This window comes from Novosphingobium meiothermophilum (assembly GCF_003171715.1).
Classification (GTDB): domain Bacteria; phylum Pseudomonadota; class Alphaproteobacteria; order Sphingomonadales; family Sphingomonadaceae; genus Novosphingobium; species Novosphingobium meiothermophilum.
On the sequence record NZ_QGHL01000017.1, the window covers coordinates 66,279 to 90,011 of the forward strand.

The 23,733-nt window shown below is 64.6% G+C and carries 21 protein-coding genes; 18 read left to right on the forward strand and 3 right to left on the reverse strand.

Going from position 1 to position 23,733, the window contains the following annotated elements; genetic code table 11:
- Window positions 1-7 precede the first annotated feature (7 nt).
- The 7 genes from DKM43_RS14165 to DKM43_RS14195 all read left to right on the forward strand — a co-directional run bounded on the left by DKM43_RS14165 (window position 8) and on the right by DKM43_RS14195 (window position 7,648).
- Window positions 8-814 (forward strand): sugar phosphate isomerase/epimerase family protein, encoded by an 807-nt coding sequence (locus DKM43_RS14165; RefSeq protein ID WP_109799149.1) that lies wholly within the window; start codon window positions 8-10, stop codon window positions 812-814.
- Window positions 811-1,167: an EthD domain-containing protein gene (locus DKM43_RS14170; protein ID WP_109799150.1), complete on the forward strand. Its 357-nt coding sequence runs from the start codon at window positions 811-813 to the stop codon at window positions 1,165-1,167. The genes DKM43_RS14165 and DKM43_RS14170 overlap by 4 nt, the downstream gene beginning before the upstream one ends.
- Before the next feature lie 73 nt (window positions 1,168-1,240).
- Window positions 1,241-1,813 carry a GNAT family N-acetyltransferase gene (locus DKM43_RS14175; protein ID WP_109799248.1) on the forward strand — a complete coding sequence of 191 codons (573 nt, stop codon included), beginning with the start codon at window positions 1,241-1,243 and terminating at the stop codon, window positions 1,811-1,813.
- Between the two features lie 256 nt (window positions 1,814-2,069).
- Entirely contained in the window at window positions 2,070-4,829 is a 2,760-nt protein-coding gene (locus DKM43_RS14180) for a TonB-dependent receptor plug domain-containing protein (protein WP_236632600.1), read from the forward strand.
- Between the two features lie 170 nt (window positions 4,830-4,999).
- Window positions 5,000-6,592, forward strand: coding sequence for a flavin monoamine oxidase family protein (locus tag DKM43_RS14185; RefSeq protein WP_201739882.1), 1,593 nt, complete (start codon window positions 5,000-5,002; stop codon window positions 6,590-6,592).
- Window positions 6,593-6,605: 13 nt separating this feature from the next.
- Window positions 6,606-7,061 (forward strand): c-type cytochrome, encoded by a 456-nt coding sequence (locus tag DKM43_RS14190; protein ID WP_109799151.1) that lies wholly within the window; start codon window positions 6,606-6,608, stop codon window positions 7,059-7,061.
- Between the two features lie 32 nt (window positions 7,062-7,093).
- On the forward strand, window positions 7,094-7,648 hold the full coding sequence (locus tag DKM43_RS14195; protein ID WP_330857646.1) for a RidA family protein: 555 nt from the start codon (window positions 7,094-7,096) through the stop codon (window positions 7,646-7,648).
- 42 nt (window positions 7,649-7,690) lie between these two features.
- Here the strand turns inward: DKM43_RS14195 and DKM43_RS14200 are convergent, their stop codons facing one another.
- The 3 genes from DKM43_RS14200 to DKM43_RS14210 all read right to left on the reverse strand — a co-directional run bounded on the left by DKM43_RS14200 (window position 7,691) and on the right by DKM43_RS14210 (window position 9,647).
- On the reverse strand, window positions 7,691-8,125 hold the full coding sequence (locus tag DKM43_RS14200) for a nuclear transport factor 2 family protein (protein WP_109799152.1): 435 nt from the start codon (window positions 8,123-8,125) through the stop codon (window positions 7,691-7,693).
- Window positions 8,126-8,138: 13 nt separating this feature from the next.
- Complete coding sequence (locus DKM43_RS14205) at window positions 8,139-8,825, reverse strand: SDR family oxidoreductase (protein WP_109799153.1); 687 nt, start codon at window positions 8,823-8,825, stop codon at window positions 8,139-8,141.
- 150 nt (window positions 8,826-8,975) lie between these two features.
- Complete coding sequence (locus DKM43_RS14210; protein ID WP_109799154.1) at window positions 8,976-9,647, reverse strand: TetR/AcrR family transcriptional regulator; 672 nt, start codon at window positions 9,645-9,647, stop codon at window positions 8,976-8,978.
- 181 nt (window positions 9,648-9,828) lie between these two features.
- On the opposite strand from DKM43_RS14210, the gene DKM43_RS14215 reads away from it, so the two are divergent.
- The 11 genes from DKM43_RS14215 (at window position 9,829) to DKM43_RS14265 (ending at window position 23,696) form a co-directional block, all read left to right on the forward strand.
- Window positions 9,829-12,138, forward strand: coding sequence for a TonB-dependent receptor (locus DKM43_RS14215; protein WP_109799155.1), 2,310 nt, complete (start codon window positions 9,829-9,831; stop codon window positions 12,136-12,138).
- Window positions 12,139-12,213: 75 nt separating this feature from the next.
- The gene (locus tag DKM43_RS14220; protein WP_109799156.1) at window positions 12,214-13,275 is read left to right on the forward strand and encodes a nuclear transport factor 2 family protein; all 1,062 of its coding nucleotides are present in this window, start codon (window positions 12,214-12,216) and stop codon (window positions 13,273-13,275) included.
- A 12-nt stretch (window positions 13,276-13,287) separates the two neighbouring features.
- The gene (locus tag DKM43_RS14225) at window positions 13,288-14,034 is read left to right on the forward strand and encodes an SDR family oxidoreductase (RefSeq protein ID WP_109799157.1); all 747 of its coding nucleotides are present in this window, start codon (window positions 13,288-13,290) and stop codon (window positions 14,032-14,034) included.
- A gap of 110 nt (window positions 14,035-14,144) precedes the next feature.
- The gene (locus DKM43_RS14230) at window positions 14,145-16,217 is read left to right on the forward strand and encodes an alpha-glucuronidase family glycosyl hydrolase (RefSeq protein WP_109799252.1); all 2,073 of its coding nucleotides are present in this window, start codon (window positions 14,145-14,147) and stop codon (window positions 16,215-16,217) included.
- A gap of 106 nt (window positions 16,218-16,323) precedes the next feature.
- Window positions 16,324-17,541 (forward strand): cytochrome P450, encoded by a 1,218-nt coding sequence (locus DKM43_RS14235; protein WP_109799158.1) that lies wholly within the window; start codon window positions 16,324-16,326, stop codon window positions 17,539-17,541.
- 284 nt (window positions 17,542-17,825) lie between these two features.
- On the forward strand, window positions 17,826-19,247 hold the full coding sequence (locus DKM43_RS14240) for an aromatic ring-hydroxylating oxygenase subunit alpha (protein ID WP_109799159.1): 1,422 nt from the start codon (window positions 17,826-17,828) through the stop codon (window positions 19,245-19,247).
- Window positions 19,248-19,251: 4 nt separating this feature from the next.
- The gene (locus DKM43_RS14245; protein WP_109799160.1) at window positions 19,252-19,770 is read left to right on the forward strand and encodes a nuclear transport factor 2 family protein; all 519 of its coding nucleotides are present in this window, start codon (window positions 19,252-19,254) and stop codon (window positions 19,768-19,770) included.
- 25 nt (window positions 19,771-19,795) lie between these two features.
- The gene (locus DKM43_RS14250) at window positions 19,796-21,130 is read left to right on the forward strand and encodes an aromatic ring-hydroxylating oxygenase subunit alpha (protein ID WP_109799161.1); all 1,335 of its coding nucleotides are present in this window, start codon (window positions 19,796-19,798) and stop codon (window positions 21,128-21,130) included.
- 39 nt (window positions 21,131-21,169) lie between these two features.
- The gene (locus DKM43_RS14255; RefSeq protein ID WP_109799162.1) at window positions 21,170-21,721 is read left to right on the forward strand and encodes a VOC family protein; all 552 of its coding nucleotides are present in this window, start codon (window positions 21,170-21,172) and stop codon (window positions 21,719-21,721) included.
- A 91-nt stretch (window positions 21,722-21,812) separates the two neighbouring features.
- Window positions 21,813-22,259 carry a nuclear transport factor 2 family protein gene (locus DKM43_RS14260; protein ID WP_109799163.1) on the forward strand — a complete coding sequence of 149 codons (447 nt, stop codon included), beginning with the start codon at window positions 21,813-21,815 and terminating at the stop codon, window positions 22,257-22,259.
- Window positions 22,260-22,337: 78 nt separating this feature from the next.
- Window positions 22,338-23,696 (forward strand): aromatic ring-hydroxylating oxygenase subunit alpha, encoded by a 1,359-nt coding sequence (locus DKM43_RS14265; RefSeq protein ID WP_109799164.1) that lies wholly within the window; start codon window positions 22,338-22,340, stop codon window positions 23,694-23,696.
- Window positions 23,697-23,733 lie beyond the last annotated feature (37 nt).

The window sequence follows — 23,733 nt, forward strand, 5'->3', positions numbered from 1 at the left end:
GGCCGGGGTGAAAGGGGGCCTCACCAATCCGATCAGCCTGGCCTCCGGCGTCGTGCCTGAGTTCGGCGCGGTCGATACCATCGAGGCTGCCCGCGCCGGCGGTTTCGACATGGTGGGCCTCTGGGTGGACCCGGCCGAATGGACCGCGCAGACCACCCGCGATGCGCGCGCCGCGCTTGCCGCAACGGGCCTGCCGCTGCTCGATGTCGAGGTGGTCTGGCTGAAACCCGATGCCGCAATGGACGATCACCGCAAGGTGATCGATGTGGGGGCGCAGCTTGGCGCGGCCAACGTTCTGTGCGTGTCCTCGCATGCAGATCCTGCGCGCACCGCTGCCGAGCTTTACGATCTGTGCCGCCATGCCGAGGATACCGGTCTGCGCGTGGCGCTTGAGTTCGGCATCTTCACCCAGGTGAAGACGCTTCGCGCCGCGCTTGCCATTCTGGACAGCATCGATCACCGGGCCAAGGCGCTGCTGATCGATCCCATTCACGTCGATCGTTCGGGCAGCGCGATTGCCGATATCGCCGCACTCGATCCCGCGCTCCTGCCCTATGCGCAGTTCTGCGATGCACCGGCAGAGCGGCCCGATCCTGCCGATTTCGATGCCGTGATCCGCGATGCGATAGACCTGCGCGAACAGTGCGGCGAAGGCGCGCTGCCGCTGGGGGCGCTTTATCATGCGCTGCCGCCAGGCATTCCGCTGGCCATCGAACTGCGCTCTGCCGCCTTGCGCGATGCCTTCCCGCACCCCGCCCTGCGGGCCAGCGCCGTGGCCGAGGCCACGCGCCGCTGGCTGGAGGCTCAGGCATGACGATCACGCTCATCACCCTGCTCAAGCGGCGCGAAGGCATGAGCAAGGCCGATTTCCTCGCCTATTACGAAAGCCGCCATCGTCTGATCGGAGAGAAGGTTCTGGCAGGCTGGGCCACGCGCTATGTCCGCCGCCACCTGCACCCGATGGACGGCACCGACGCACCGCACGATTTCGACGTGGTGCTGGAGATTGACTTTCCGGACGAGACCGCGCTCGAAGGCTTCTTCGCCGCAGCATCCGATCCTGCGGTCATGGCCGAAATCGCCGAGGACGAGGAACGCCTGTTCGACCGCAGCCGGATGCGCATCTACCGCGTGGAAGAGCGCGCTTCGCAGCTCCCGCCCATCTGAACGACGCACCGGCCTGACCGGATCACGAAAAGGGCGTGGACAGCCCCGCCCGCCTTGCGTCATGAACCCGGCGATGACCGCATCGCCCGCCACTTCATCACCGCTCGCCATCCGCCCCGCCCGGCACGAGGAAATCCCCGCGCTCGAACGCCTCATTGCCGCCTCGGCCCGTGCGCTCAGCCAGGGCTTCTACACCCCCGAAGAAGCCGAAGCGGCCATCGCGCACGTTTTCGGCGTGGACAGCGAACTGGTGGACGATGGCACCTATTTCATCGCCGCCGCGCCGGATGATCCCGATCAGGTGCTGGGCTGTGGCGGGTGGAGCAGGCGCGCAACCCTGTTCGGGTCGGATCGCTTCGCCGGGCGCGAATCCGGTCTGCTCGATCCCGCGCGCGATGCCGCAAAGATCCGCGCCTTCTTCATCGCGCCTGCTGCCGCGCGGCGGGGTGTGGGCGCCGCACTTCTCAAGGCGTGCGAGGAAGCTGCCCAAAGGTGCGGGTTCGCGCGGACCGAACTCATGGCAACCCTGCCCGGTCTGCCGTTCTATGCGGCCAATGGATATGTTGCCGGCACAGAAACAACGGTCGATTGCGGCGGCATTCCAGTGCGATTTGTGCCGATGGCAAAGTATCTTAGCATCAAATAGCGCCATAACGGCGTATTAAGTATCGGCCGTTTTGTAATAATTTCAGAAAATGTCTTGGCCGTGGAACGCCATTTCATGATTATGACAACACCTTTGTTGTCATTTCTCTGCCCGAATTGCGTATTCCGTTGCCGCGCCCTGTGTCGTCTTTCCCTGTCCCCAGGGCACGCGGTGCCCGGAGGGGGCCTGCAACAGGCAAGACCAGTCAGCGTCCGCTGAAAAATCAGGGGCGCACCGCAACCAACAGGGGGTTCGCATGACCATTCGCACTTGCGCAGGCCAGATGGCCTTGCGCGTGACCGCATCAGCATTCGCTCTTGCCATGACCGGCCTCGCGGCGCCCGCCGCGCTGGCGCAGGCCGCACCTGCCGATCCCGAACCGCAGCTTGAGGCGGGCGAGAACAGCGATACCACCAACATCGTCGTCACCGGCACGCGGCGCAACGATCGCACCGTGCTGGAAAGCGCCGTGCCGGTCGACGTGTTCAGTGCCGACGACTTCAAGGCCCAGCCCGCGCCGCAGCTCCAGACGATCCTGCAAACGCTCGTGCCTTCGTTCAACCAGCAGCGCAACCTTCTGGGCGATGCTTCGGCCTTCGTGCGTCCGCCCACGCTGCGCGGCCTTCCGGCCGACCAGATCCTCGTGCTCATCAACGGCAAGCGCATGCACCGCTCCGCGCTTGTGCAAGTGGCCGCAGGCGCGCTCAACGCCGGCGCGCAAGGCCCTGATCTTTCCCAGATTTCCGCGCCTGCCATTGGCCGCATCGAAGTGCTGCGCGATGGCGCGGCAGCGCAATACGGCTCGGATGCGATCGCGGGCGTCATCAACCTCGGCCTGCGCCGCGATAGCGATGCCTTCGAAGTCGCCGCGCGCTATGGCCAGACCTACAAGGGCGATGGCCAGGATACGCAGATTTCCGCCTTCATCGCCCGGCCCATCGGCAACGATGGCGGTTTCATCAATATCACCGGCGAGTTCATCGACCAGAACGTGTTCGACCGTTCGGTGCCGCGCCCGGTCGTGCCCGCGCTGGCCGCGCTTGGCATCACCACCGATTACCCCACCGGCAACCGCCTTGGCGGGCCGGAAAACCGCGCCTACCGCACCGTCGTGAACATGGAGATCCCGGCGGGCGACACCACGTTCTATGCCTTCGGCAACTATGGCTGGCAGCGGCAGGGCAACGATTTCAACCTGCGCCACCCGCGCACGGTCACGGTTGCACCCATTCCCGGCCGTCCGGGCACGGCCACGATCGCGCGGTCGGTCAATCCCGTCTTCCTCACGCAAGTGGGCGTGGATGCGCAGGGCCGCCCGCAGTGGGATCTCAACGGCGCGCAGTTCGATGTCTTCACCATTCCCACCTTCGAGAACGGCTTCGTCCCCTTCTTCGAGGCAACGAACGAGGACATCGGCCTTGTCGGCGGATTCAAGGGCACGGAACTGGGGATCAACTATGATCTCTCGCTCATGTATGGCCTCAATACGATCCGTTACTTCATGAGCGATACGCTCAATGTCTCGCTGGGGCCGCAAACGCCGACCAGCTTCTACATGGGCAAGGTCCAGCAGCGCGAGTTCAACTTCAACGCCGATTTCAGCACCACGGCAGAAATCGGGCTGGCCAAGCCCCTGTTCATCGCGTGGGGCGTCGAAGTGCGGCGCGAAGCCTTCGAAGTGGGCCTTGGCGACCGCGCCTCGTGGGAGGTCGGCCCCTATGCCTCGCAGCGTCTGGTGCAATGCACGCTGGCGGGCAATCCCGTGCCCTGTGCAACGCCCGGCGCATCGGCTCCGGTCTTTGTCCGCGTGGCCACCGGCCTGCCCGGCTCCAACGGCTTCCAGGGCTTCGGTCCGGGCTCGGTCGTCGAAGGCGGACGCAACAACTACTCGGCCTATATCGATTTCGAAGGCACCGTGGTCGAGGGCCTCGATCTGGGCATTGCGGGCCGTTACGATCACTTCAATGATTTCGGCGATACGGTGAACGGCAAGTTCAGCGCGCGCTGGGCCATCAACGAGATGATCGCCGTTCGCGGCGCGGCCTCAACCGGCTTCCGCGCGCCCACGCCCGGCCAGCAATATACCCAGAACCTCACCACCGGCTTCCCGTTCAACTCGGTCGTGCCGCTGGGCATTCTCACCGCGCGGCCCGACAGCCCGATCGGCCAGTTCTATCTGGCCCAGCCGCTCAAGCCCGAAAAGTCGCTGAGCTTCTCTGGCGGCCTCGTGCTCACGCCGGGCGGCGGTTTCAACCTCACGCTGGATTACTACAACATCCGCGTGAGCGACCGCATCGGCATTACCGGCAATATCAATCCGGCCGCCGATGTTCCCTTCCTGCTGGCGCAGGGCATTCCCGAAGCGGCGGAGCTGGGCGCGGTGCGCTACTTCACCAATGCCTTCAAGACCCGCACCCAGGGCATCGACCTCGTGCTCCAGCACAAGGCCAATACCGGCATCGGGCGCTTCAACACCAGCCTTGCGGTCAACTACAACAACACCAAGGTCATCGACCGGCGCACGATCACCGGCACGCTGGCCAGCGGCCGCACCATCACGCTGCTCCCGGTCGATGATGTGCGCGTGGGCAATATCGAGCAGTCGCAGCCGCGCTGGCGTGCGGTCCTGACCGGAAGCTGGACCGACGGCACCTTCGATGCCACCGCGCGCGTCAACTACTTCGGCAAATACACCACCTTCCTCGATCCCATCACCAGCGGCATCGGGGCAACACCGGGCGTTACCGCTGCCGAAGCGGCCGCGCTCTATCCCACGCCCTGGCCCAAGACCTTCGGCGCGCAGGCCAGCGTGGATCTGGAAGTGGGCATGACCTTTGCCGAAAAGTATCGCCTCGCGGTGGGTGCGCAGAACCTGCTCAACACCTTCCCCGAACGCGAGACGCGCAACATCTACCCCACCACGGGCGGCGCGCTGAACGGCTCGATCTATCCGGATACGGCGCCGATCGGGCAGCAGGGCGGCTTCTGGTATGTGCGGGCCACCGCGCGCTTCTGATCCCTGCCCTGAGAATGGAGAGCCGGGCGGCGTCTCGCCCGGTTCTTCCTTTCCGTTCGGGATGCGCCTTTCGGCGTATCCGCAATTGGCAAGCGATCCGACACTCTGCCTGCGGCTGCCCGTCAGCCGGAAATGCCTGAGTGCGGACGCCAGTCCGAAGGACCACATAGATGCCGTTTGAAACCGCGCTGCCGATGCGCAAGCGCGATCTACTCGCCCTCATCGGGCGCAGCGCCGGGGCCTCGGCGATGTATCTGGCCATGACCAGCCTCGGTCATGCGCAGCCCTCGCCCTTCCGGGGGGTTCCCCGGCTGGAAGGTGGGGCGAAGGGGGCCTCGGTGCTCATCCTTGGCGGCGGTCTTGCGGGCCTTGTCAGCGCGCTCGAACTCAGCCGCGCGGGCTACAAGGTCGAACTGCTCGAATACAACGACCGGATCGGCGGACGGTCATGGACGCTGCGCGGCGGCGATACCTTCACCGAACTTGGCGGGGCGAAGCAGACCTGCGAATTTGCGTCTGGCAACTACATCAACCCCGGCCCCTGGCGCATCCCGCACAATCACTATGCGGTGATGCACTATTGCCATGAACTGGGCGTCGCGCTCGAACCGTTCATGCAGCTCAACTACAACGCCTATGTCCATTCGGCCAAGGCGTTCGGCGGTGTGCCGCAGCGCTACCGCCATATCCAGGCCGATTTCCTCGGCCATGTCAGCGAACTGCTGGCCAAGGCGGTCAAGGCCGATGCCCTTGGCGATGCGGTGACAAAGGAAGATGCGGAGATCCTCCTCGCCTCGCTGCGCAATCTCGGCGCGCTCGACAAGGACTATCGCTATGTCATGGGCCAGCCATCGAGCGAGCGGCGCGGCTGGGCCAAGGGTCCGGGCGGCGGGCTTTCGGCAAAGCCCGTGCCGTCAGAGCCGCTCGACCTCACAACCGTGCTGCAATCGGGGCTGTGGCGGCACATTTCCAACAGCCTCGGCTCCACCCATCACACCGCGATCTTCCAGCCCGTGGGCGGCATGGACGCCATCCCGCGCGCCTTTGCCCCGCACCTTGGCGACATGGTGCGGCTGAACGCAAAGGTCACGGCGATCCGGCAGGACGAAACCGGCGTGACCGCTGCCTATACCGATACCCGCACCGGCGAGAAGCGCACCGCGCGGGCCGACTGGTGCATCTGCACGATTCCGCTCTCGATCCTCAGCCAGATCGAAATGAACGTGGGCGGGGACATGGCCGCGGCCATCGGCGCAGTGCCCTATGCCGCCTCGCTCAAGGTCGGGCTTGAGTTCAGGCGCCGCTTCTGGGAGCAGGACGAGCAGATCTACGGCGGCATCACCATGACCGACCTGCCCATCGGACAGATCAGCTATCCCAGCAGCGGCTATGGCAGGCCCGGTCCGGCCACCCTTCTGGGTGCCTATGGCTTTGGCGCCTTTGCCTTCGAATATACATCGCTTGCCCCGGCGGAACGGATCGCCCGCACCGTGGAATGGGGCAGCCGCATCCATCCGCAATATCGCGACGAGTTCATGAACGGAGTCGCGGTGGGCTGGCACCGCGTGCCCTTCACGCAGGGCTGCTTCGGCCAGTGGACCGACGATCTGCGCGCCGAGCATTACGACAACCTGTGCCAGATCGATGGCCGGATCATGCTGGCGGGCGAGCACGCATCCTACATCCCCGCGTGGCAGGAAGGGGCGGTCACGTCCGCGCTCGATGCGATTGCCCGCCTGCACCAGCGCGTCATGTCCGCATAGGAGCATCGCAGCGATGAACAAGCCCTCCCTACTTCTTGCTCTGACAGCAGGTCTGGCAAGCGGGTCCATCACGGCATCGGCACTGGCCCAGTCGGCCGCCGATGCGGCGGGACCGGGCCTTGCCGATGTGGTCCATTCCGGCGATGCCGATGGCGCCTTCACCTCGCCCGCGCGCTTTGGAGAACCCGATGGCGAAAAGATCTATCGCCGCGTCTGCGCAGGCTGCCACATGGCCGACGGCAAGGGCGCGCAAGGGGCCGGTTTCTACCCCGCACTTGCCCGCAACCAGAACATCGCATCGGGCGATTATGCGGTCTATGTCGTGGTCAAGGGGCTTCACGGCATGCCCGGCGTGGGCCGGATGATGAGCGATCAGCAAGTGGCCGATGTGGTGAACTACGTGCGCACCCATTTCGGCAACCGCTACAAGGACAAGGTCACACCCGCGCAGGTCAGTGCCGTGCGCTGAGCCGCAAGGAACTTTCAGGAAAGGACGATACCGTGGAAAGGCTGCTCCCTTCGCTTCTGACCGGCGCGCTTGGCCCGGCTGCGCTTGGTCTTGCCGCGCTTGGTGCTACGCTTGGTGCCGCGCCCGCCAGTGCCGGCGAGATCGTGCGACACACCAACCCGCCACCGGCGCTGATCCTTGGCGGTGTCACCATTCCGCCGGATGCCGAAGTGCTCATGCTCAGCGGGCAGCTTGCCAACCCCATCGATCCCGCCGTAACCACCGGCATCGAGGCTTATGGCGACACCAAGACCCAGACGGTCAGCATCTTCCGCAAGATCGAGGCAGCGCTGGCCAAGCAGGGCTATGCCATGTCGGATGTGGTGAAGCTCACCGTTTTCGTGGTGGGTGATCCCAAGCTGGGCGGCAAGATGGATTTCGCCGGTTTCAATGCCGGTTATCGCGAGTTCTTCGGCACCGAAGCCAACCCCAATCTGGTGGCGCGCTCAACCGTGCAGGTCGCCGCGCTTGCCGGACCGCAGTTCCTGATCGAGATCGAGGCGACGGCAGCCAGGGTTCCGGCGAAGCCCAAGCCGAAGAAAAAGTGATCTTGCGGCCGGCGGGAGGCAGTGCTCCCGCCGGCGCCCGGTTCAGTCTGCAAAGACCGTGCGATAGGAGCGGCGCGTGAACTTCCATGCCCCGTCGATCCGGCGCAGTTCATCGTCATAGCGGCCGGTTGCATGGACCCGCCTGCCCGTGGCGGGATCGTCAAAGATCTCGATGGTATAGGCCACGGCCCTTGCCCTATCGCCTTCCACCTCGATCGATCCGGGCTGCATGAAATAGACCATCGGCTTCGTGCAGTTGTCGAGGCCGTAGTGCTTCATCGATTCGGTCCAGCCCGCCACAATCGCTTCCTTGCCGGAAAAGCCGCCAAGGTCCGGATATTCGGGCAGTTCCCAATAGGCATCCTCCGCCCAGATCGATCCCCACAGCGCAGCATCCAGCGTCATCACGCCATGCGCATGCGTGTCCATCAGTTCGCGGATGGCGACGCGGTCTTCCAGCGGTCCGGTGAACGGCATGGTCAAGCGCTCCTTACCAGGCGTGGGTTTCGCCGTTCCACTTGAGGAAATCGCCCGAACGCGCGATCGTCCATTCGGCGGCCACCTTGCGGATGCCCTCGGCGCTTTCCTGAACCGTCAGGTCGGCGCCGGGGCCGCCCATGTCGGTCTGCACCCAGCCGGGATGAACCAGCCCCACGATCACCCCGCGCTCCTTCAGATCGATGGCGACAGAGCGCATCATCCGGTTCAGCCCGGCCTTGCTGGCGACATAGGCATAATAGCCGCCATAGGGCCATGTCGATGCGGCAAGCTGGCTGGTGATGTTGATGACCTTCGCGCCGGTGCCCATGCGCGGCAGAAAGGCATGAAGCACGCGCAGTGGGCCTTGCACCATGATGCGGAAGGCTTCGTCCCACGCGGCCCAGTCCGCGCTTTCCAGTTCCGCGCCTTCCGGCCCGGAAACCCCTGCCACGTTGTAGAGCACGTCCACCGGCTCGCTGCCGGTTTCGGCGGCGCCTGCGCGCACCGAAGCATCATCGGCAACGTCCATCGGATGCACGCTCACCCGGCCTTCCGATGCGGCGGCCAGTTCGGCCAGTTCGGCAGCAGCAGCCGGATTGCGCACCAGCGCGATCACCCGGTCGCCCCCGGCCGCGTGCTGGCGGGCCAGTTCCAGCCCGATGCCGCGCCCGGCCCCGGTGATTGCCACAGTCGCCATTCGTCGTTCTCCCGTTTGTCTCATGCCGCCGGTGCGGCGTTGTTTGATGAAGATGCTCCCACAGCGGCGGGGATGCGGAAACTGGTGTTTTGGTCAAGAAACCGGCACTGCTGCCGGTAGGGCACGGTGCAGATGTGGCGGCGCGCCGGTTCAGTCCGCCGGACGATAGAGCCCGCGAATCGAGGCCAGCGCCAGTTGCAGAACCTGCGCCACGCGCTCGGCCCCGAAGACGGGCCGCTGCAACAGCAGCCCGGAATGGACGGCAATGGCAAAATCGCTGCCCAGCTTCATGGCCCGCCACTGGTCCTGCCACTGCGGGAAGGATTCGATCATCTCGGCGGTCCACACCTCGTCATAGCGGCGGGCGGCCGGTTCGAAGGCGGCGTTGAGCTCGGCATCGGTGCGCGCGGCCACAGCCAGTTCCAGATAGGCCGCATATTCGCGCGTCTGCACGCTGCGCCAGTGCGCTTCGGTGGCCAGATCGATCAGCGCGGCATCGCGGTTGCGCCCCATTTCCGCCAGATAATCGTCAAGAAACAGGCGCATGCGCTGATAGAACACGTGCTCAACCACGGCCGCCACCAGATCGAGCCGCGTGGCAAAGTGATGGTGCATGGCCCCGCGCGAAACGCCCGCGCGCTCGGCCACCTGCGCCGTGGTCAGACCCTGATAGCCGCCCTCGACAAGGCAATCGACGGCCGCTTCCAGCATCTTCAGGCGCGTGGCGGCGGCCTTGCGCTGCTGCCAGCGGGCAGGCTCCTCGCCCATCCCGTTGGGGCGCATGGCGGCAAGCATTCGCTTCTGCATCGTGGTTCCGGCCATCCTCATCGGTGTGTCATGCCTTTTTGCCGCCATCAAGACCTCCTGACAAAACGGCCAGTTCCCGTCTTGCCGGGGTGGAGCGCATAAAACCGGCAGCACCGCCGGTTATTTAATGCCGAATCGGGGCAAGAGAGATCGCAGAGCCGGCAATGACCGGCGAACACGGGAGGGACATCCAGCCATGAAGCGGCATCACCAGAACCATTTGCTGTGCGGGCTTTCTGCCATCGCACTCGCAGCCATCCCGGCAGCGGCCAGCGCGCAGGAAGCGCAGCCCCAGGCCGACGACAGCGCGCCGGGCGGCGGCCTTTCGGAAATCGTCGTCACCGCGCAGAAGAAGGCCGAAAGCATCCAGTCGGTGCCGATCTCGATCGCGGCCGTGGGCGGCGATACGCTGGCGGCGATGAACGTCACCACGCTCCAGGCACTGCAAGGCGCGGTGCCCAACGTCCAGATCGACAACTTCGCCAATACCCCCAACAACGCCGTGTTCACCATCCGCGGCATCGGTGTGATCGAACCCGATCCCTATGCCGGCAATACCGTGTCGATCGTGGTCGATGGCGTGCCGCAGTTCTTCTCGATGGGCGCGCTGCTCGATACCTATGACACCAACCGCGTGGAAATCCTGCGCGGGCCGCAGGGCACGCTGTTCGGCGCAAACACCACGGGCGGCGTCGTCAACGTTGTCACCAACCAGCCCACTGGCGAGTTCGGCGGCTACGTGCGCGGCACCTACGGCAACTGGAACCGCTTCGACATCAACGCCTCGATCGAGGCCCCGCTGGTCAAGGACGTGGTCAGCCTCAAGGTTTCGGGCATCCATACCCAGCGCGATGGCTGGGTCACGAACGTGTGGAACGGCGAGGACATGGGCCGCAAGAATGTCGATGCGGTGCGCGGCCAGCTCTACATCACGCCCACTCCGGACCTGAAGATCACGCTTCAGGGCGAATATGTCGAGGCGCGCAACGGTGCGCCGATCGTGGTCAACGGCGGTCTGCCCGGCGAGGCGAACTATGTTCCCGAAGGCACCTTCTGGAACGGCGCGAAGCTGCCGATGTATCGCAGCCCCTGCGCGGTGCCGAACCAGCCCTGCGTTGCGCCCGACAAGTATTTCTCCGGCAACAACGAAGTGCCCGACCAGTCGGACATGACGACGAAGTTCTTCATCGGCACGATCCAGTATGACAACACCCCGCTGGGCGACATCACCGCGATCACCGGTTACAAGGACTTCACCCTGTTCGAATACACCGATCAGGATGGCACCGCCAAGACCAACAACGCCACCCGCCGCCGCACCCGCGGCTGGCAGTTCAGCCAGGAGCTGCGCAGCGCCTTCAACGTGGGTGAAAGCTTCAACGCGGTGGCCGGCGTCTTCTATCTGAAGACCCACTACAACCACTACCAGATGTATCACCTGGATTTCGCGCTGCCCGGTCTCATCCAGTATAACGTGCAGGATCAGGGCACCGAAAGCTTCTCGGCCTTCGTGCAGACCTATACCCAGATCACCGACAGCCTGAAGCTTTCGGCCGGCATCCGCTACACGCACGACAGCATCGATGCGCGCGCCACGCTCGACACCGGGCTGGGCAGCGAGCCGCTCACCTCGCCCAACTGGGACCGCTTCGATGTGGTCTTCCCCGGCAGCCTCGATGTGGGCGGCAAGAAGAGCTGGAACAACGTGGGCTGGAAGATCGGCCTCGATTATGAACTGGGCCGCAACCAGCTCGTCTATGCCAACTGGGCGCGCGGCTTCAAGTCGGGCGGCTTCACGGGCCGCATCGGCGTGGCGGCCGATGGCGATACGCCCTACAACCCCGAACGTGTCGATACCTTCGAAGTGGGCCTGAAGGCCGATTTCCTCGACCGGCGCCTGCGCACCAACCTTGCCGCGTTCTACACCAGCTACCGCGACATGCAGGTGGCGCAGATCTACTTCGATCCCGATACGAACGTGCAGGGCAACCGCATCCTCAATGCGGCCAAATCCGAGATCAAGGGCTTCGAACTCGAAGTGCAGGCCGTGCCCACCGATGGCCTCACGTTGCGCGGCTCGCTCGCCTGGCTCGACACGAAATACAAGGAGTTCCTTTACTTCGATCCGGTCTCTGCCCAGACCCTCGATCTCAGGGGCTTTGCGCTTCAGAACGCGCCGAAGTGGGCCTCGACACTGGGCGTGAACTACAGCCACACCTTTGCCAACGGCTCCAGCATCGTGGCCGACGCAAGCTGGATGTACACCGGCCAGAAGTTCTATACCGCCATCGTCAACAGCCCGCGTTCCACCATCCAGCCGACCTATTATGTCGATGCGCTGCTCACGTATTACGGGCCGGACAAGCGCTATTCGATCGGCCTGTGGGGCAAGAACCTGTTCGACAAGCGCTATATCTCCACCGTTTACGACAGCCCCGGCTACATGGGCCTCGTCGGCTATGCCCCGCCCCGCCAGTTCGGCGTGACCGTGGGTTACAACTTCTGATCTGAAATCCTCCCTGGCCCCGGTCGACATCACCCAGCGCGACCGGGGCACTTTTTTCCAGAAGCGGAGGGAACCATGATCGGACCGGACGATCTCATCGCCCGCCACGGCATTCTCAATGCCCTTGCCGCGCACAGCCGCGGGGTTGACCGGGCAGATGCCAACCTGCTCGCCAGCGCCTATCACGAAGGGGCGACGGTCGATTACGGCTTCTTTGCCGGGCCTGCCGCCACGCTGGTGGAAATCCTCGCGGGCGCGCAGAAAAGCGCGCCGCCCACGCTGCATCGCACCTCGAACTCATGGATCCGGGTCGAGGGCAATGCCGCCACTTCCGAATCCTATGTCATCGCCTATGTCGAGGAAGCGGGCCTGCAACGTTTCGTGCTGGGCCGCTATCTCGATCGGCACGAATGCCGTCCCGTCGCTGGCGGCCCGGCCCAATGGCGGCTTACCCACCGCACTTACGTGCTCGATGGCAATCTGAACCGCGAAGGCAGCCCGGAGTGCGCCGATCCGCCCACCGGCTTTGAACACTTCGTGCCCGCAGGCGCAAAGGGCGCCGCCGATCCGGGCCGCGCGCTGCTGGCCTTCCATGCCGCCTCAGCCAGAGGAAACACCATGACGCCAATCCATAACCGCGAGGCAGCGCTCGATGCCGCGCTGGCCCGCGCCGAAATCCACGATCTGTGCATGGCCTATGCCCGCGGCGTGGACCGCGCCGATGCCGAACTGCTCGCCGCGATCTTCACCGAGGATTCCACCGTCATATCCGGGGTGGTCAACGGTTCGGGCCGCCAGTTTGCCGAACAGATCACCGCCTTTGTGCGCGACAACCTCGAAATGTGCTTCCACTCGGTTGCCAACGAATGGGTCGATGTTCGCGGAGATGAAGCCGTGGGCGAGCACTATGCGATCGCCCAGATGGTGCAGGCCGGCACCGAAGTGCTCACCGGCGGGCGCTATATCGATCATTACGTGCGGCGCGATGGCCGATGGCTGATCCGCTCGCGCACGTTCGTGGCCGACTGGACGCATTCCCACCCCTCCACGATGCAGCGCGACAGTTTCTACGAAGCGCTCACGATCCGCGGATGCTTTGGCCGGCAAGACCCGGTTTACGCCCACTGGGCTGCTTGAGGAACGAACGACATGGGCAAGATGGATGGCAAGGTTGCACTGATAACCGGCGGCGCTTCGGGCCTTGGCGCGGAAGATGCGCGCGTGCTCGCCAGCGAAGGCGCGCGCGTGGTCATCACCGACATGCAGGAAGAGCTGGGCCGCAAGGTCGCCGCCGAAATCCCGGACTGCTTGTTTCTGCACCACGATGTGCGCGATGAAGCGCGCTGGCAGGAAATCGTGGCCGAAACGCTGCGCCGGTTCGGCCGCCTCGATACGCTGGTGAACAACGCCGGGCTGGTCCGCTTCGGCACGGTCGAGGACCTGAGCTGGGACGATTACAAGCTGCAAACCGATGTCATGGCGGGCGGCACGTTCCTTGGCTGCAAGGCCGCGCTGCCGCACATGAGCAGGGACGGCTCCGGCTCGATCATCAACATGGCTTCGGTTGGCGGGATCAAGGGCATCAGCGCCATTCCCGCCTATGCAGCGGCCAAGGCCGGGATCATCGGGATGACCCGCTCCATCGCGGTGCACTGCCGCGAACAGGGCTATCGCATCCGCTGCAATTCGATTTCTCCGGGCGGCATCGTCACCCCGATGACCGCGCAGGCCCTTGCCGAACTGCCCTCTGACCACGCCGGGCTGGATCAGGCAAACAACCACGGCATGGGCCAGCCCATCGATATTGCCAAGATGGTGCTCTACCTTGCCTGCGATGATGGTCGCCACATCACCGGCACCAATATCGTGATCGACAACGGCGAGACGATGGCCTGATTTCGGGGCCTGATGTCGGGGTCTGACGAACCCTCGGCCGCCAGCGGTTGCCCCGCCGCCACCTCCATGATACCGCTATCATAAAGGTGGGGAGGGTGAAGATGGCGGCAATGCGGCAAGGGCGGCACAGGCGCGGTATCACAGGCTGGGCGGTCCGCTTCTGCGCCGCGGTGCTGCCGCTCCTGCTGCTGCTTCTTGGCCCCGTGGCCCGCGCCAGCGATGGCTACAGCCTCTGGCTGGGCGAACCGGCGCCCACGCCAGCCGCCAACCGCATCGAAGCCCCGGCCGGCTCCTCCAGCCCCACCATCGCTCTGGCCATGGCGGAACTGCGCCGCAGCCTGCCGCGCGTGCCCATGCCCGTGCGCCTTGTGCTGGCGGATGATCCGGCGCTGGGCGATGAAGGCTTTGGCTTGCGCATCGCGCGCAGCGGCAAGGGGCAGACCCTGCTCATCACCGCCCGCCGCGATATCGGCCTGCTCTATGGCGCCTTCGCGCTTGTTCGCCATGTCCGCACGGGCGGCGACCCTGGCGAGCTTGCCCTGACCTCAAGACCCGCCGTCCCGCTGCGGATGCTCAACCACTGGGACAATATCGATGGCTTTGTCGAACGCGGCTATGCCGGGCGCTCGCTGTGGGACTGGTGGACCCTGCCCGATTTCGTCGATCCGCGTTATGCCGATTATGCGCGCGCCAATGCCTCTGTCGGCATCAACGCGGTCGTGCTCAACAATGTCAACGCCAGCGCCGAAAGCCTGACCGCGCCCTATATCGCCAAGACCGCAGCCCTTGCCGATGTGTTCCGCCCCTATGGCATCCGCGTGTTCCTTTCGGCGCGCCTTTCCGCCCCGCAGGAGCTTGGCGGCCTGCCAACGGCCGATCCGCGCAACCCATCCGTGGCCGCATGGTGGCGCGAAAAGGCGGACGAAATCTATCGTTCGATCCCCGATTTCGGCGGGTTTCTGGTCAAGGCCAACAGCGAAGGCCAGCCCGGCCCACGCGATTACGGCGCATCCCATGCCGATGGGGCCAACATGCTGGCCGCGGCCCTTGCCCGCCATGGCGGCACGGTGATCTGGCGCGCCTTCGTCTATGCCGATACCGATCCGACCGACCGCGCCAAGCAGGCCTACGCCGAGTTTCAGCCGCTCGACGGCAGGTTCGCCGATAACGTGATCGTGCAGGTGAAGAACGGTCCCATCGATTTCCAGCCACGCGAACCCGCGCACCCGCTGTTCGGCGCCATGCCCGCCACCCGTCTTGCCGCAGAGTTCCAGATCACCAAGGAATACCTCGGCTTCGCCACGCACCTTGCCTATCTCGGCCCGCTCTTTGCCGAAACGCTGGCCGCGCCCACCGGCCACCGTCCGGGCCAGACCGTGGCGAGCACGCTTTCTGCCATCGCGGGCGTCGCCAACATCGGGCGCGACCGTGACTGGACGGGCAGCGTGTTCAACCAGGCCAACTGGTATGTCTTCGCCCGTCTGGCATGGGACCCCTCCCTTGCGCCCGAAGCCGTGGCGCGCGAATGGATCGTCCAGACCTTCGGAGCCGAACCGGCGGTTCTGGCCGCCGTCACGCCCATGATGATGCAGTCGCGCGAAGCCGTGGTCGATTACACCGGCCCGCTTGGCCTTGCCCACCTTTTCGCCACGGGTCATCACTATGGTCCGGGGCCGTGGGTGGATGATCTGGCACGGCCGGAATGGAACCCGGTCTATTATCACCGCGCGGGGCCATCGGGCATCGGCTTTGATCGCACCGCCACCGGCAGCAATGCGATTGCGCAATATGCCCCCGCCATTGCCGCGCGCCTCGCCCGGCCCGAAACCACCCCGCCCGAACTGCTGCTGTGGTTCCACCACCTGCCATGGGATTTTCCCATGCCCGGCGGCGGCACGCTGTGGCACGAACTGGTGCGCCGCTATGATCGCGGGGTGGCCACGGTCCACGCCATGCGTCGCCGCTGGGCCAGCGTGCGCGGGCGCATCGATGAACCGCGCTGGCACAAGACCGATAGCTTCCTTGCCATTCAGGCGCGCGAGGCGGCATGGTGGCGCGATGCCAGCCTGGCTTACTGGATGTCGCTCAACCACCTGCCCCTGCCGCCGGGCAGCGCCGCGCCCGCGCACGATCTGGAATGGTATCGCCAGCAGCGCTTCCCCCATGCCCCCGGCAATCCGTAAAAGGCCCTGACGCCTTCCGTTTGCAGCGCCCCCTATCCAAAAAGCCAAGCGCCGCGTGGCGCCCGCTGTCGCATGATCGGCGCAAAGCATCAGAGAGGATCAGCCCATGCAGCCGCCTGTCCAAGCGCAGCCGCCCGCCCACCTTCCACCAGACCGCATCGTCGATATCGACATCTACATGCCGCCCGGCCTCGATACGCAGGGCTTTCACAAGGCGTGGAGCGACCTTAGCGCGCAGCATCCCCCGGTCGTCTGGACGGCGCGCAACGAAGGCCACTGGATCGCGCTGGGAGGCGATGCGCTGCACGATGTCCAGTCCGATCCCGAACGCTTTTCCAGCCGCGTGATCGTCCTGCCCAAATCGGTGGGCGAAATGCACGGCCTCATCCCCACCACCATCGATCCGCCCGAACACCGGCCCTATCGCCAGCTTCTGAACGCGCATCTCCATCCCGGCGCAATCCGCGGCCTTTCCGACAATATCCGGCAGACCGCGATCGACCTGATCGAAGGCTTCGCCGCGCGCGGGCACTGCAACTTCACCTCCGAATATGCCGAACAGTTCCCCATCCGCGTGTTCATGGCGCTGGTCGGCATCGATCCGGCAGAGGCGCCGAAGATCCGCCACTGGGCCGAATGCATGACCCGGCCCGGCATGGACATGACCTTCGATGAAGCCAAGGCCGTGTTCTTCGATTACGTCGGCCCGCTGATCGATGCCCGCCGCGAAAATCCCGGCGAGGACATGATCAGCGCCATGATCAATGCCGATCTGGGCGAGGGCCGCACCCTCTCGCGTGACGAGGCGCTGTCCATCGTCACGCAGGTGCTGATCGCGGGGCTGGATACCGTGGTCAACGTGCTGGGCTTCATCATGTGCGAACTGGCCGACAACGCGCCCCTGCGCGCCGAACTGCGCCAGCGCGGCGATGACATCCTGCCCGTGGTCCACGAACTGTTCCGCCGTTTCGGGCTGGTCAGCATCGCGCGCGAGGTGCGCCGCGACATTCCCGATTTCCACGGCGTCGCCCTGAAGGCGGGCGACATGATCGCCATTCCCACGCAGGTCCACGGGCTTGATCCGCGCATCAACCCCGATCCGCTGAGGATAGACCCCGCGCGCAAGCGCGCGCGCCATTCCACTTTCGGGTCCGGCCCGCACATGTGCCCGGGGCAGGAACTGGCGCGCAAGGAAGTGGCGATCACGCTGGCCGAATGGCTGCGCCGCATTCCCGATTTTTCGCTGGGCGCCGGATCGGACCTTTCGCCGGTTCCGGGCATCGTCGGCGCGCTGCGCCGTGTCGAACTGGTCTGGAACGTCTGATGCCAGGGCGCGATGAGCTTGACTTATCGCGCCTTGGCTAAGCCCGTGCGGCGCTTGAGCATTTCCAAGGCGTGATGCGTCAGCATCCCAGCGCCTTGGTATGAGGCTGTTCGCCGCTCCCCCCTTCCCGCTGCCTCGCATTCGCCCCGCCCGGCCACGCGCCGGGACGGGCGATCTGCGCGGCGATGCAGAACCTAGCGCTTCGACTAGGTTGAGCCGAATCGCGCAAGGGATCATAAAACCGGCACCGCTGCCGGTTTTCGAGAGCGCGGGACGGAGAGACCATGCTCGACGCGATCAATCCCCACGGCCTGCCCCACGCCTGCGAAGGCGAGGATCTGGCCGCGGTCCGCTGCCCCGATGCGCCCAGCGTCCAGCAGATCGTCGCCGCCGATGCCCTGCCCCCGCCGCCCGTGCTGGCAATGGAAGAGCCGGTCTTCCTGGGCACCGAACCGGTCAGCGTGAACCGCTATTTCGATCAGTCGATCTTCGAGGCCGAGATCGAGAAGATCTGGAAGAAGACCTGGCAATGGGTCTGCCGCGAGGACCACATCCCCGAACCGGGTGACTACTATACCTATGAAGTCGCCCACCTTTCCTATGTCGTCGTCCGGCAGGACGACATGTCGGTGCGCGCCTTCGTCAATTCGTGCCTGCACCGCTCCACCAAGTTCAAGCGCGGCGAGGGCGTGGGATCAGGCGACAATCTGCGCTGCCCCTATCATGGCTGGACATGGAACAACGACGGCAGCCTTGCCTCGGTGCCCTGCGCGTGGGACTTCAAGCACGTCGATCCGGCAAGGAGCCGCCTTCCCGAAGCGCGCGTGGGCCACTGGGGCGGTTTCGTGTTCATCAATCCTTCGCCGGACGGGCCAAGCCTTGAAGAGTTCCTTGCCCCGCTGCCCGCACACTTCAAGGATTGGGACATCGCGAACCGCTACGTCGCCGTCCACGTTGCCAAGGAACTGCCCTGCAACTGGAAGACCGCGCAGGAAGCCTTCCTTGAATCCTACCATGTGCTGGAAACCCACCCGCAACTGCTCAAGGGCGTGGGCGATGCCAACGTGCAGTATGATTGCCACTCCGATCACGTCACGCGCTTCTATGCCGCAAGCGGCGTCAACTCCCCCCACCTCGCCAACCCCCTCAGCGAAGAAGAACTCCTCGCCACGATGATCCTTGGCGACAAGGATTCGCGCGGGCAGGGCCTCAGCGTCGGCCCCGGAGAGACCGCGCGCACCGTCATGGCCCGCCACTTGCGCAAGGTCATGGGCGAGGCCTACCGGTGCGATCTGTCGCACGTCTCGGACAGCGAGATGATCGACACGATCGAATACCACGTGTTCCCCAACATGGTGCTGTTCCCCGGCCTTTCGCTGCCGATGGTCTATCGCTTCCGCCCGATCGGGCTGGACCCCAACCGCACCCTGTTCGAAATCCTGTTCCTGCGCCCCAATCCCGCCGATGGCCGCGCGCCCGAACCGCCCGAACCCTATCGCGTGGCCGAAGATGAAAGCTACGCCAGCGCGCCCGGCTTCGATCCGGCCATGGGCCACGTTTACGATCAGGATACCGATAACCTGCGCGCCCAGCAGGCCGGTTTCCGCGCGAGCGCCACCGGGGTGCAGCAGCTTGGCAACTATCAGGAATCGCGCATCCGGCACTTCCAGATGGTGATCGACAAGTATCTGGCGGCGGAGGACTGAGCCGATGGCATTCGACATGGAAGCCGAACTGCGCGACCTGTGCGCCCGCCGCGACATTCACGACGCGCTGTGCCGCTACATGCGCGGGCAGGACCGGCTTGACCCCGAACTGCACCGCAGCGCCTTCCATGATGATGCCTGGGTCGATTGCGGGCTGATGCAGGGCAGCGCCGACGAGTTCGTGGCCTTTGCGCAAGGCTTCCTTGCCGATCTCGACGGCAGCCAGCACATCATCGGGCAGGCGCAGATCGATGTGCGCGGGACAGAAGCATCCGGCGAAGTCTATTTCTACGCATGGCACCGCCTGCGCGAGGCGGACGGCCCCAAGGACCTCATCGTGGCGGGCCGATACGTGGACGAATATACCTGCAAGAATGGGCAGTGGCGTATCAGCCGCCGCCGGGAAATAGTGGACTGGGCGCGAACCGACCCGGCCGCCGACGGATTTCTTGAAGGCAATCCGCTGGTCCGTCCGGGCAGGCGCGGAACCGACTTCAGCCAGACCCGCGACTGGCCGGTGTGAAGCCAAGAGGATTGAGGACGCCGCAATGACCGTTCACGAAACGATTTCCCGCTATTCCCCGGAGTTCGACGTTGCCGTGCGCGGCGATGTCATCACCGCCGACCGCTACATCACGCGCGAGTGGATGGAGCTTGAGCACAAGCACCTCTGGCCCAAGGTCTGGCATCTGGGCGGCGTGCTGGCCGATCTTGAGGAAGAGGGCGATTTCATCCGCCACAACTTCGGCAAGGAATCGGTCGTCATGGTCCGTCAGGCCGACGGCAGCGTGAAGGCGTTCTACAACACCTGCCCGCATCGCGGGAACCGGCTTGTCCTTGGCGATGTGGGTTCGGCCCCGCGCCTGACCTGCGGCTATCACGGCTGGCAGTTCGATCCCGATGGCACGCTGGTCCATGTGCAGGATCCCGATGATTTCGCGGGCGGCAACCCCTGCGGCAAGGTCAGGCTGTCGGAGCTGCGCTGCGACACATGGGGACCGTTCGTGTTCTGGTGCATGGACGATGACGTTGCCCCCCTGCACGAATGGCTCTGGCCCTATACCGAGCGTCTGGCCGGCTACAAGCTCGACAACTGGGTCCGCGTTCTGAACGTTTCGGCGGACTGCGATTTCAACTGGAAGATCATCCGCGACAACTTCAACGAGAGCTACCACCTTCCCACGATCCACCCCGAACTGGCCACCTTCATCAACGATGGCCTGCCGACCACCGTTTTCGAGATGTATGAGAACGGCCACAACGCGATGTGGATGATCGGCCATCAGGCCACGAGCCGGAAGGACTACGTCAGCGGCGATGTGCCGCCGGGACTTTACGAAGCAGCCGAGGCATGGGGCATCGATCCCAGGGAGTATCGCGGCCGCACCGCCGACATCCGCGAGGCCGTCATCAAGGCCAAGCGCGAGCGCGGCGCCGAGATGGGCTATGACTATTCGGGCATGACCGACCAGCAGCTCGTGGACTATTTCCACTGCACGCTGTTCCCCAATCTGACGATCACGATGTCGCCCGAACAGTGCCAGATCCTGCGCACCGAACCGCACCCCACCGATCCCGAAAAGTGCGTGTTCCAGCACTGGTGCCTCTATCCGCCGAACGCCAAGATGAGCGAAGTCATCACCCCTGTCGGTCCGGCGCCGCTCAGACATGACGCGATTGCGCGCCACTCGGTCTATGGCGATGGCGTGTCGCTGGGCTTCGTGGCCGATCAGGATCTGTCGATCGGCACCACGCAGCAGCAGGGCCTCAATTCGCGCGGGTTCAAGGGCTGCATCCTGCCGGGGCAGGAAAAGCGGGTGCAGCGCTTCCATGAAAAGCTGAACGACATGGTGCTGGGCCGTCCGACGACGGCCGAGGGCTGACCTTCGGCGCATCCGCCGACCGAACCGGAAAGAACGACGATGAACCCTATCACCATCACGCCGGGCCAGACCGGGCCTCATGTCATGCAGGCCGCGTTCATCGTCGAGGATGTGGAGGCCGCGGCGAAGGCATGGATCGCGGCCACCGGCATCGGTCCGTTCTTCATGGTGCCGCATATCGAACTGGCCGAGGCCACCTATCGCGGCGAGCCTTCGGCCGGGATCGATTTCTCGGTGGCGCTGGCGCAATCGGGCGGGGTGCAGATCGAGCTGATCCAGCAGCACTGCGACCGCCCCAGCGCCTACCGCGATACCATTGCCAAGGGTGAAAGCGGCTTTCACCACTTCTGCATCTACACCGCCGATTACGATGCCTGCCGCCAGCGCTACGTCGATCAGGGCTTTGCCGTGGCCATCGATGGCAAGTTCGGCGCCATGCGCTTCTGCTATGTCGATACCGCAAAGGCGCTGGGCTGCATGATCGAGATCGTCGAGGAGGACGAGAACCAGACCTCGGCCTTCACCCGCATTGCCGAGGGCGCAGCGAACTGGGACGGCGTGACCGACCCGATCCGCCCCCTGTTCACCTGATTTTGTTCTTCTATTGTTCTTGTTGCCAACAAGCTATGTTTCCCTGGGGAAACGGCCGGGCGATAACCTAAGTATCTGAGAGGATTGAATAATGCAGTGCCCGATCGAAGACCGCCTTGCCATTCAGGATCTGATGATCGCCTATGCCCACGCGGTTGATACGGTAAGCGATATCGACGCGGTGCTTGAAGTCTTCACCGAGGATGCGGTGTTCGATCTTTCGGGCATCGGCCTTGCCCCGCAGCATGGCCACGAAGGCATCCGCGCGTTCTTCACCAACGTGTTTGCCAACATGGCGCACCACGCCCATTACCTGACGAACTTCGCGCTGACCGGCTATGATGGCGATACCGCCTCGATGCGCGCCTATGTCATCGGCATGGGTATCGGCAAGGACGGAAAGGATGTGACCGTCAATGGCCGCTATTTCTTCGAGGTGCGCCGCACCGATGCCGCCGCCCATCGCGGGTGGAAGGCCACGCGCTATACGATGGATTTCCTGATGCCGCTTTCCGGCACGCTCGACAACGCCAAGTAACTATAAAACAGACAAAAATCAGCCATCACCCAGTCCGGCTCCGCGGGGAGAGCGCCGGACGACAGGAGAGCCTTGCCCATGACAACCTATCTGGCCGTCCCCGAAGCACAGGCGGACTATCCCACCCATCCTTCGGCCCGGTTCCCCGCCGCGCGCGGCGATGCCATCATCGGCGACCGCTACTGGTCGAAGGACTTCGCGCAAGCCGAATGGGAGCACATGTGGAAGCGCGTGTGGCACGTGGGCGGGCGCACCAGCCAGCTTGAGGAACCGGGCGATTTCATCACCCACAATTTCCTGCGCCAGTCGGTCATCATGGTGCGCCAGCGCGACGGCGGCATCCGCGCCTTCCATAACGTGTGCCGCCATCGTGGCAACCGGCTGGTGGCCGTGGCCGAAGGCGGCGTGGCCGACCATTTCACCTGCCCCTATCACGGCTGGAAATGGAACATCGACGGCGCGCTCGACCATGTGCAGGATGCCGAGGATTTTCCGCAGGGCAACCCCTGCGGCAAGCTGCGCATGGCCGAAGTGCCCTGCGAGACCTGGGGCGGGTTCATCTTCTACAGCTTTGATCCCAATGCCGTGCCGCTGATGGAATACCTCGATCCCATCCCGGAACTGCTGAAGAACCGCGATCTGGCAAACTGGAAGCGCGTGGTGTGGCGCACGCTGCGCGTCAACACCAACTGGAAGTTCGCCTCCGACAACTTCAACGAAGCCTATCACATCCCGGCCGTGCATCCCCAGTTCGAAGGGATGATCGACGATCACTATTCCACCACCGTGTTCGAGATGTATCCCGCCGGGCACAACCGCATGATCGAGAAGCTGCAACCTTCAAGCCGCTATCCCGATGCGCAGCAGATCAAGCCGCTGTGGGCCGAAGTGCTGAAGGAATGGGATCTTGATCCGGCAGACTTCGAAGGCCGGGCGCAGGAGGGCCGCATCGCCTTGCAGCAGGCCCGGCGCCGGCTGGGGCCGCAGCGCGGGTTCACGCATTTCGAGAAGCTCGACGATGCGGAACTGACCGACCAGTTCCACCACACCTGCTTTCCCAACTTCACCATCACCGGCACGCCCGAAGGGCTGCACGTGTTCCGCACCGAACCCGATGTGGAAGACCCCAACTGGTCGACCTTCGATTACTGGTATCTTGCCCCAAAGGTGAGCCAGCCCGATGGCAGCGCCGCGCCGGTGCCCACGCTTTACGGCCTGCGCCCGTGGGAAGAGGCCGAGCACCAGTCGGGCGACTTTGCCGCCTACAGCGCCGAGATTCCGCAGGGCGATTTCCTGATACAGGATCTGGACGTGGCGGTGACGCAGCAGCAGGGCCTGCATTCGCTGGGCCACGGCGATGCCTATCTGGCGCGGCAGGAAACCCGCGTCCGCCGCTTTCACGAAGTTCTCAACGACTATCTGGAGGGGCGGCGCTGAGCCGTCCCTGATCCCAGACCAACGAAGCACGGGAGAC

What these genes read in the sequence shown, in the direction of transcription:
- DKM43_RS14170 (WP_109799150.1), top strand. Translation starts at nt 811, where the DNA reads ATGACGATCACGCTCATCACCCTGCTCAAGCGGCGCGAAGGCATGAGC.
- DKM43_RS14175 (WP_109799248.1), top strand. Translation starts at nt 1,241, where the DNA reads ATGACCGCATCGCCCGCCACTTCATCACCGCTCGCCATCCGCCCCGCC.
- DKM43_RS14180 (WP_236632600.1), top strand. Translation starts at nt 2,070, where the DNA reads ATGACCATTCGCACTTGCGCAGGCCAGATGGCCTTGCGCGTGACCGCA.
- DKM43_RS14185 (WP_201739882.1), top strand. Translation starts at nt 5,000, where the DNA reads ATGCCGTTTGAAACCGCGCTGCCGATGCGCAAGCGCGATCTACTCGCC.
- DKM43_RS14190 (WP_109799151.1), top strand. Translation starts at nt 6,606, where the DNA reads ATGAACAAGCCCTCCCTACTTCTTGCTCTGACAGCAGGTCTGGCAAGC.
- DKM43_RS14200 (WP_109799152.1), bottom strand. Translation starts at nt 8,125, where the DNA reads ATGCCGTTCACCGGACCGCTGGAAGACCGCGTCGCCATCCGCGAACTG.
- DKM43_RS14205 (WP_109799153.1), bottom strand. Translation starts at nt 8,825, where the DNA reads ATGGCGACTGTGGCAATCACCGGGGCCGGGCGCGGCATCGGGCTGGAA.
- DKM43_RS14210 (WP_109799154.1), bottom strand. Translation starts at nt 9,647, where the DNA reads ATGGCCGGAACCACGATGCAGAAGCGAATGCTTGCCGCCATGCGCCCC.
- DKM43_RS14215 (WP_109799155.1), top strand. Translation starts at nt 9,829, where the DNA reads ATGAAGCGGCATCACCAGAACCATTTGCTGTGCGGGCTTTCTGCCATC.
- DKM43_RS14220 (WP_109799156.1), top strand. Translation starts at nt 12,214, where the DNA reads ATGATCGGACCGGACGATCTCATCGCCCGCCACGGCATTCTCAATGCC.
- DKM43_RS14225 (WP_109799157.1), top strand. Translation starts at nt 13,288, where the DNA reads ATGGGCAAGATGGATGGCAAGGTTGCACTGATAACCGGCGGCGCTTCG.
- DKM43_RS14230 (WP_109799252.1), top strand. Translation starts at nt 14,145, where the DNA reads ATGCGGCAAGGGCGGCACAGGCGCGGTATCACAGGCTGGGCGGTCCGC.
- DKM43_RS14235 (WP_109799158.1), top strand. Translation starts at nt 16,324, where the DNA reads ATGCAGCCGCCTGTCCAAGCGCAGCCGCCCGCCCACCTTCCACCAGAC.
- DKM43_RS14240 (WP_109799159.1), top strand. Translation starts at nt 17,826, where the DNA reads ATGCTCGACGCGATCAATCCCCACGGCCTGCCCCACGCCTGCGAAGGC.
- DKM43_RS14245 (WP_109799160.1), top strand. Translation starts at nt 19,252, where the DNA reads ATGGCATTCGACATGGAAGCCGAACTGCGCGACCTGTGCGCCCGCCGC.
- DKM43_RS14250 (WP_109799161.1), top strand. Translation starts at nt 19,796, where the DNA reads ATGACCGTTCACGAAACGATTTCCCGCTATTCCCCGGAGTTCGACGTT.
- DKM43_RS14255 (WP_109799162.1), top strand. Translation starts at nt 21,170, where the DNA reads ATGAACCCTATCACCATCACGCCGGGCCAGACCGGGCCTCATGTCATG.
- DKM43_RS14260 (WP_109799163.1), top strand. Translation starts at nt 21,813, where the DNA reads ATGCAGTGCCCGATCGAAGACCGCCTTGCCATTCAGGATCTGATGATC.
- DKM43_RS14265 (WP_109799164.1), top strand. Translation starts at nt 22,338, where the DNA reads ATGACAACCTATCTGGCCGTCCCCGAAGCACAGGCGGACTATCCCACC.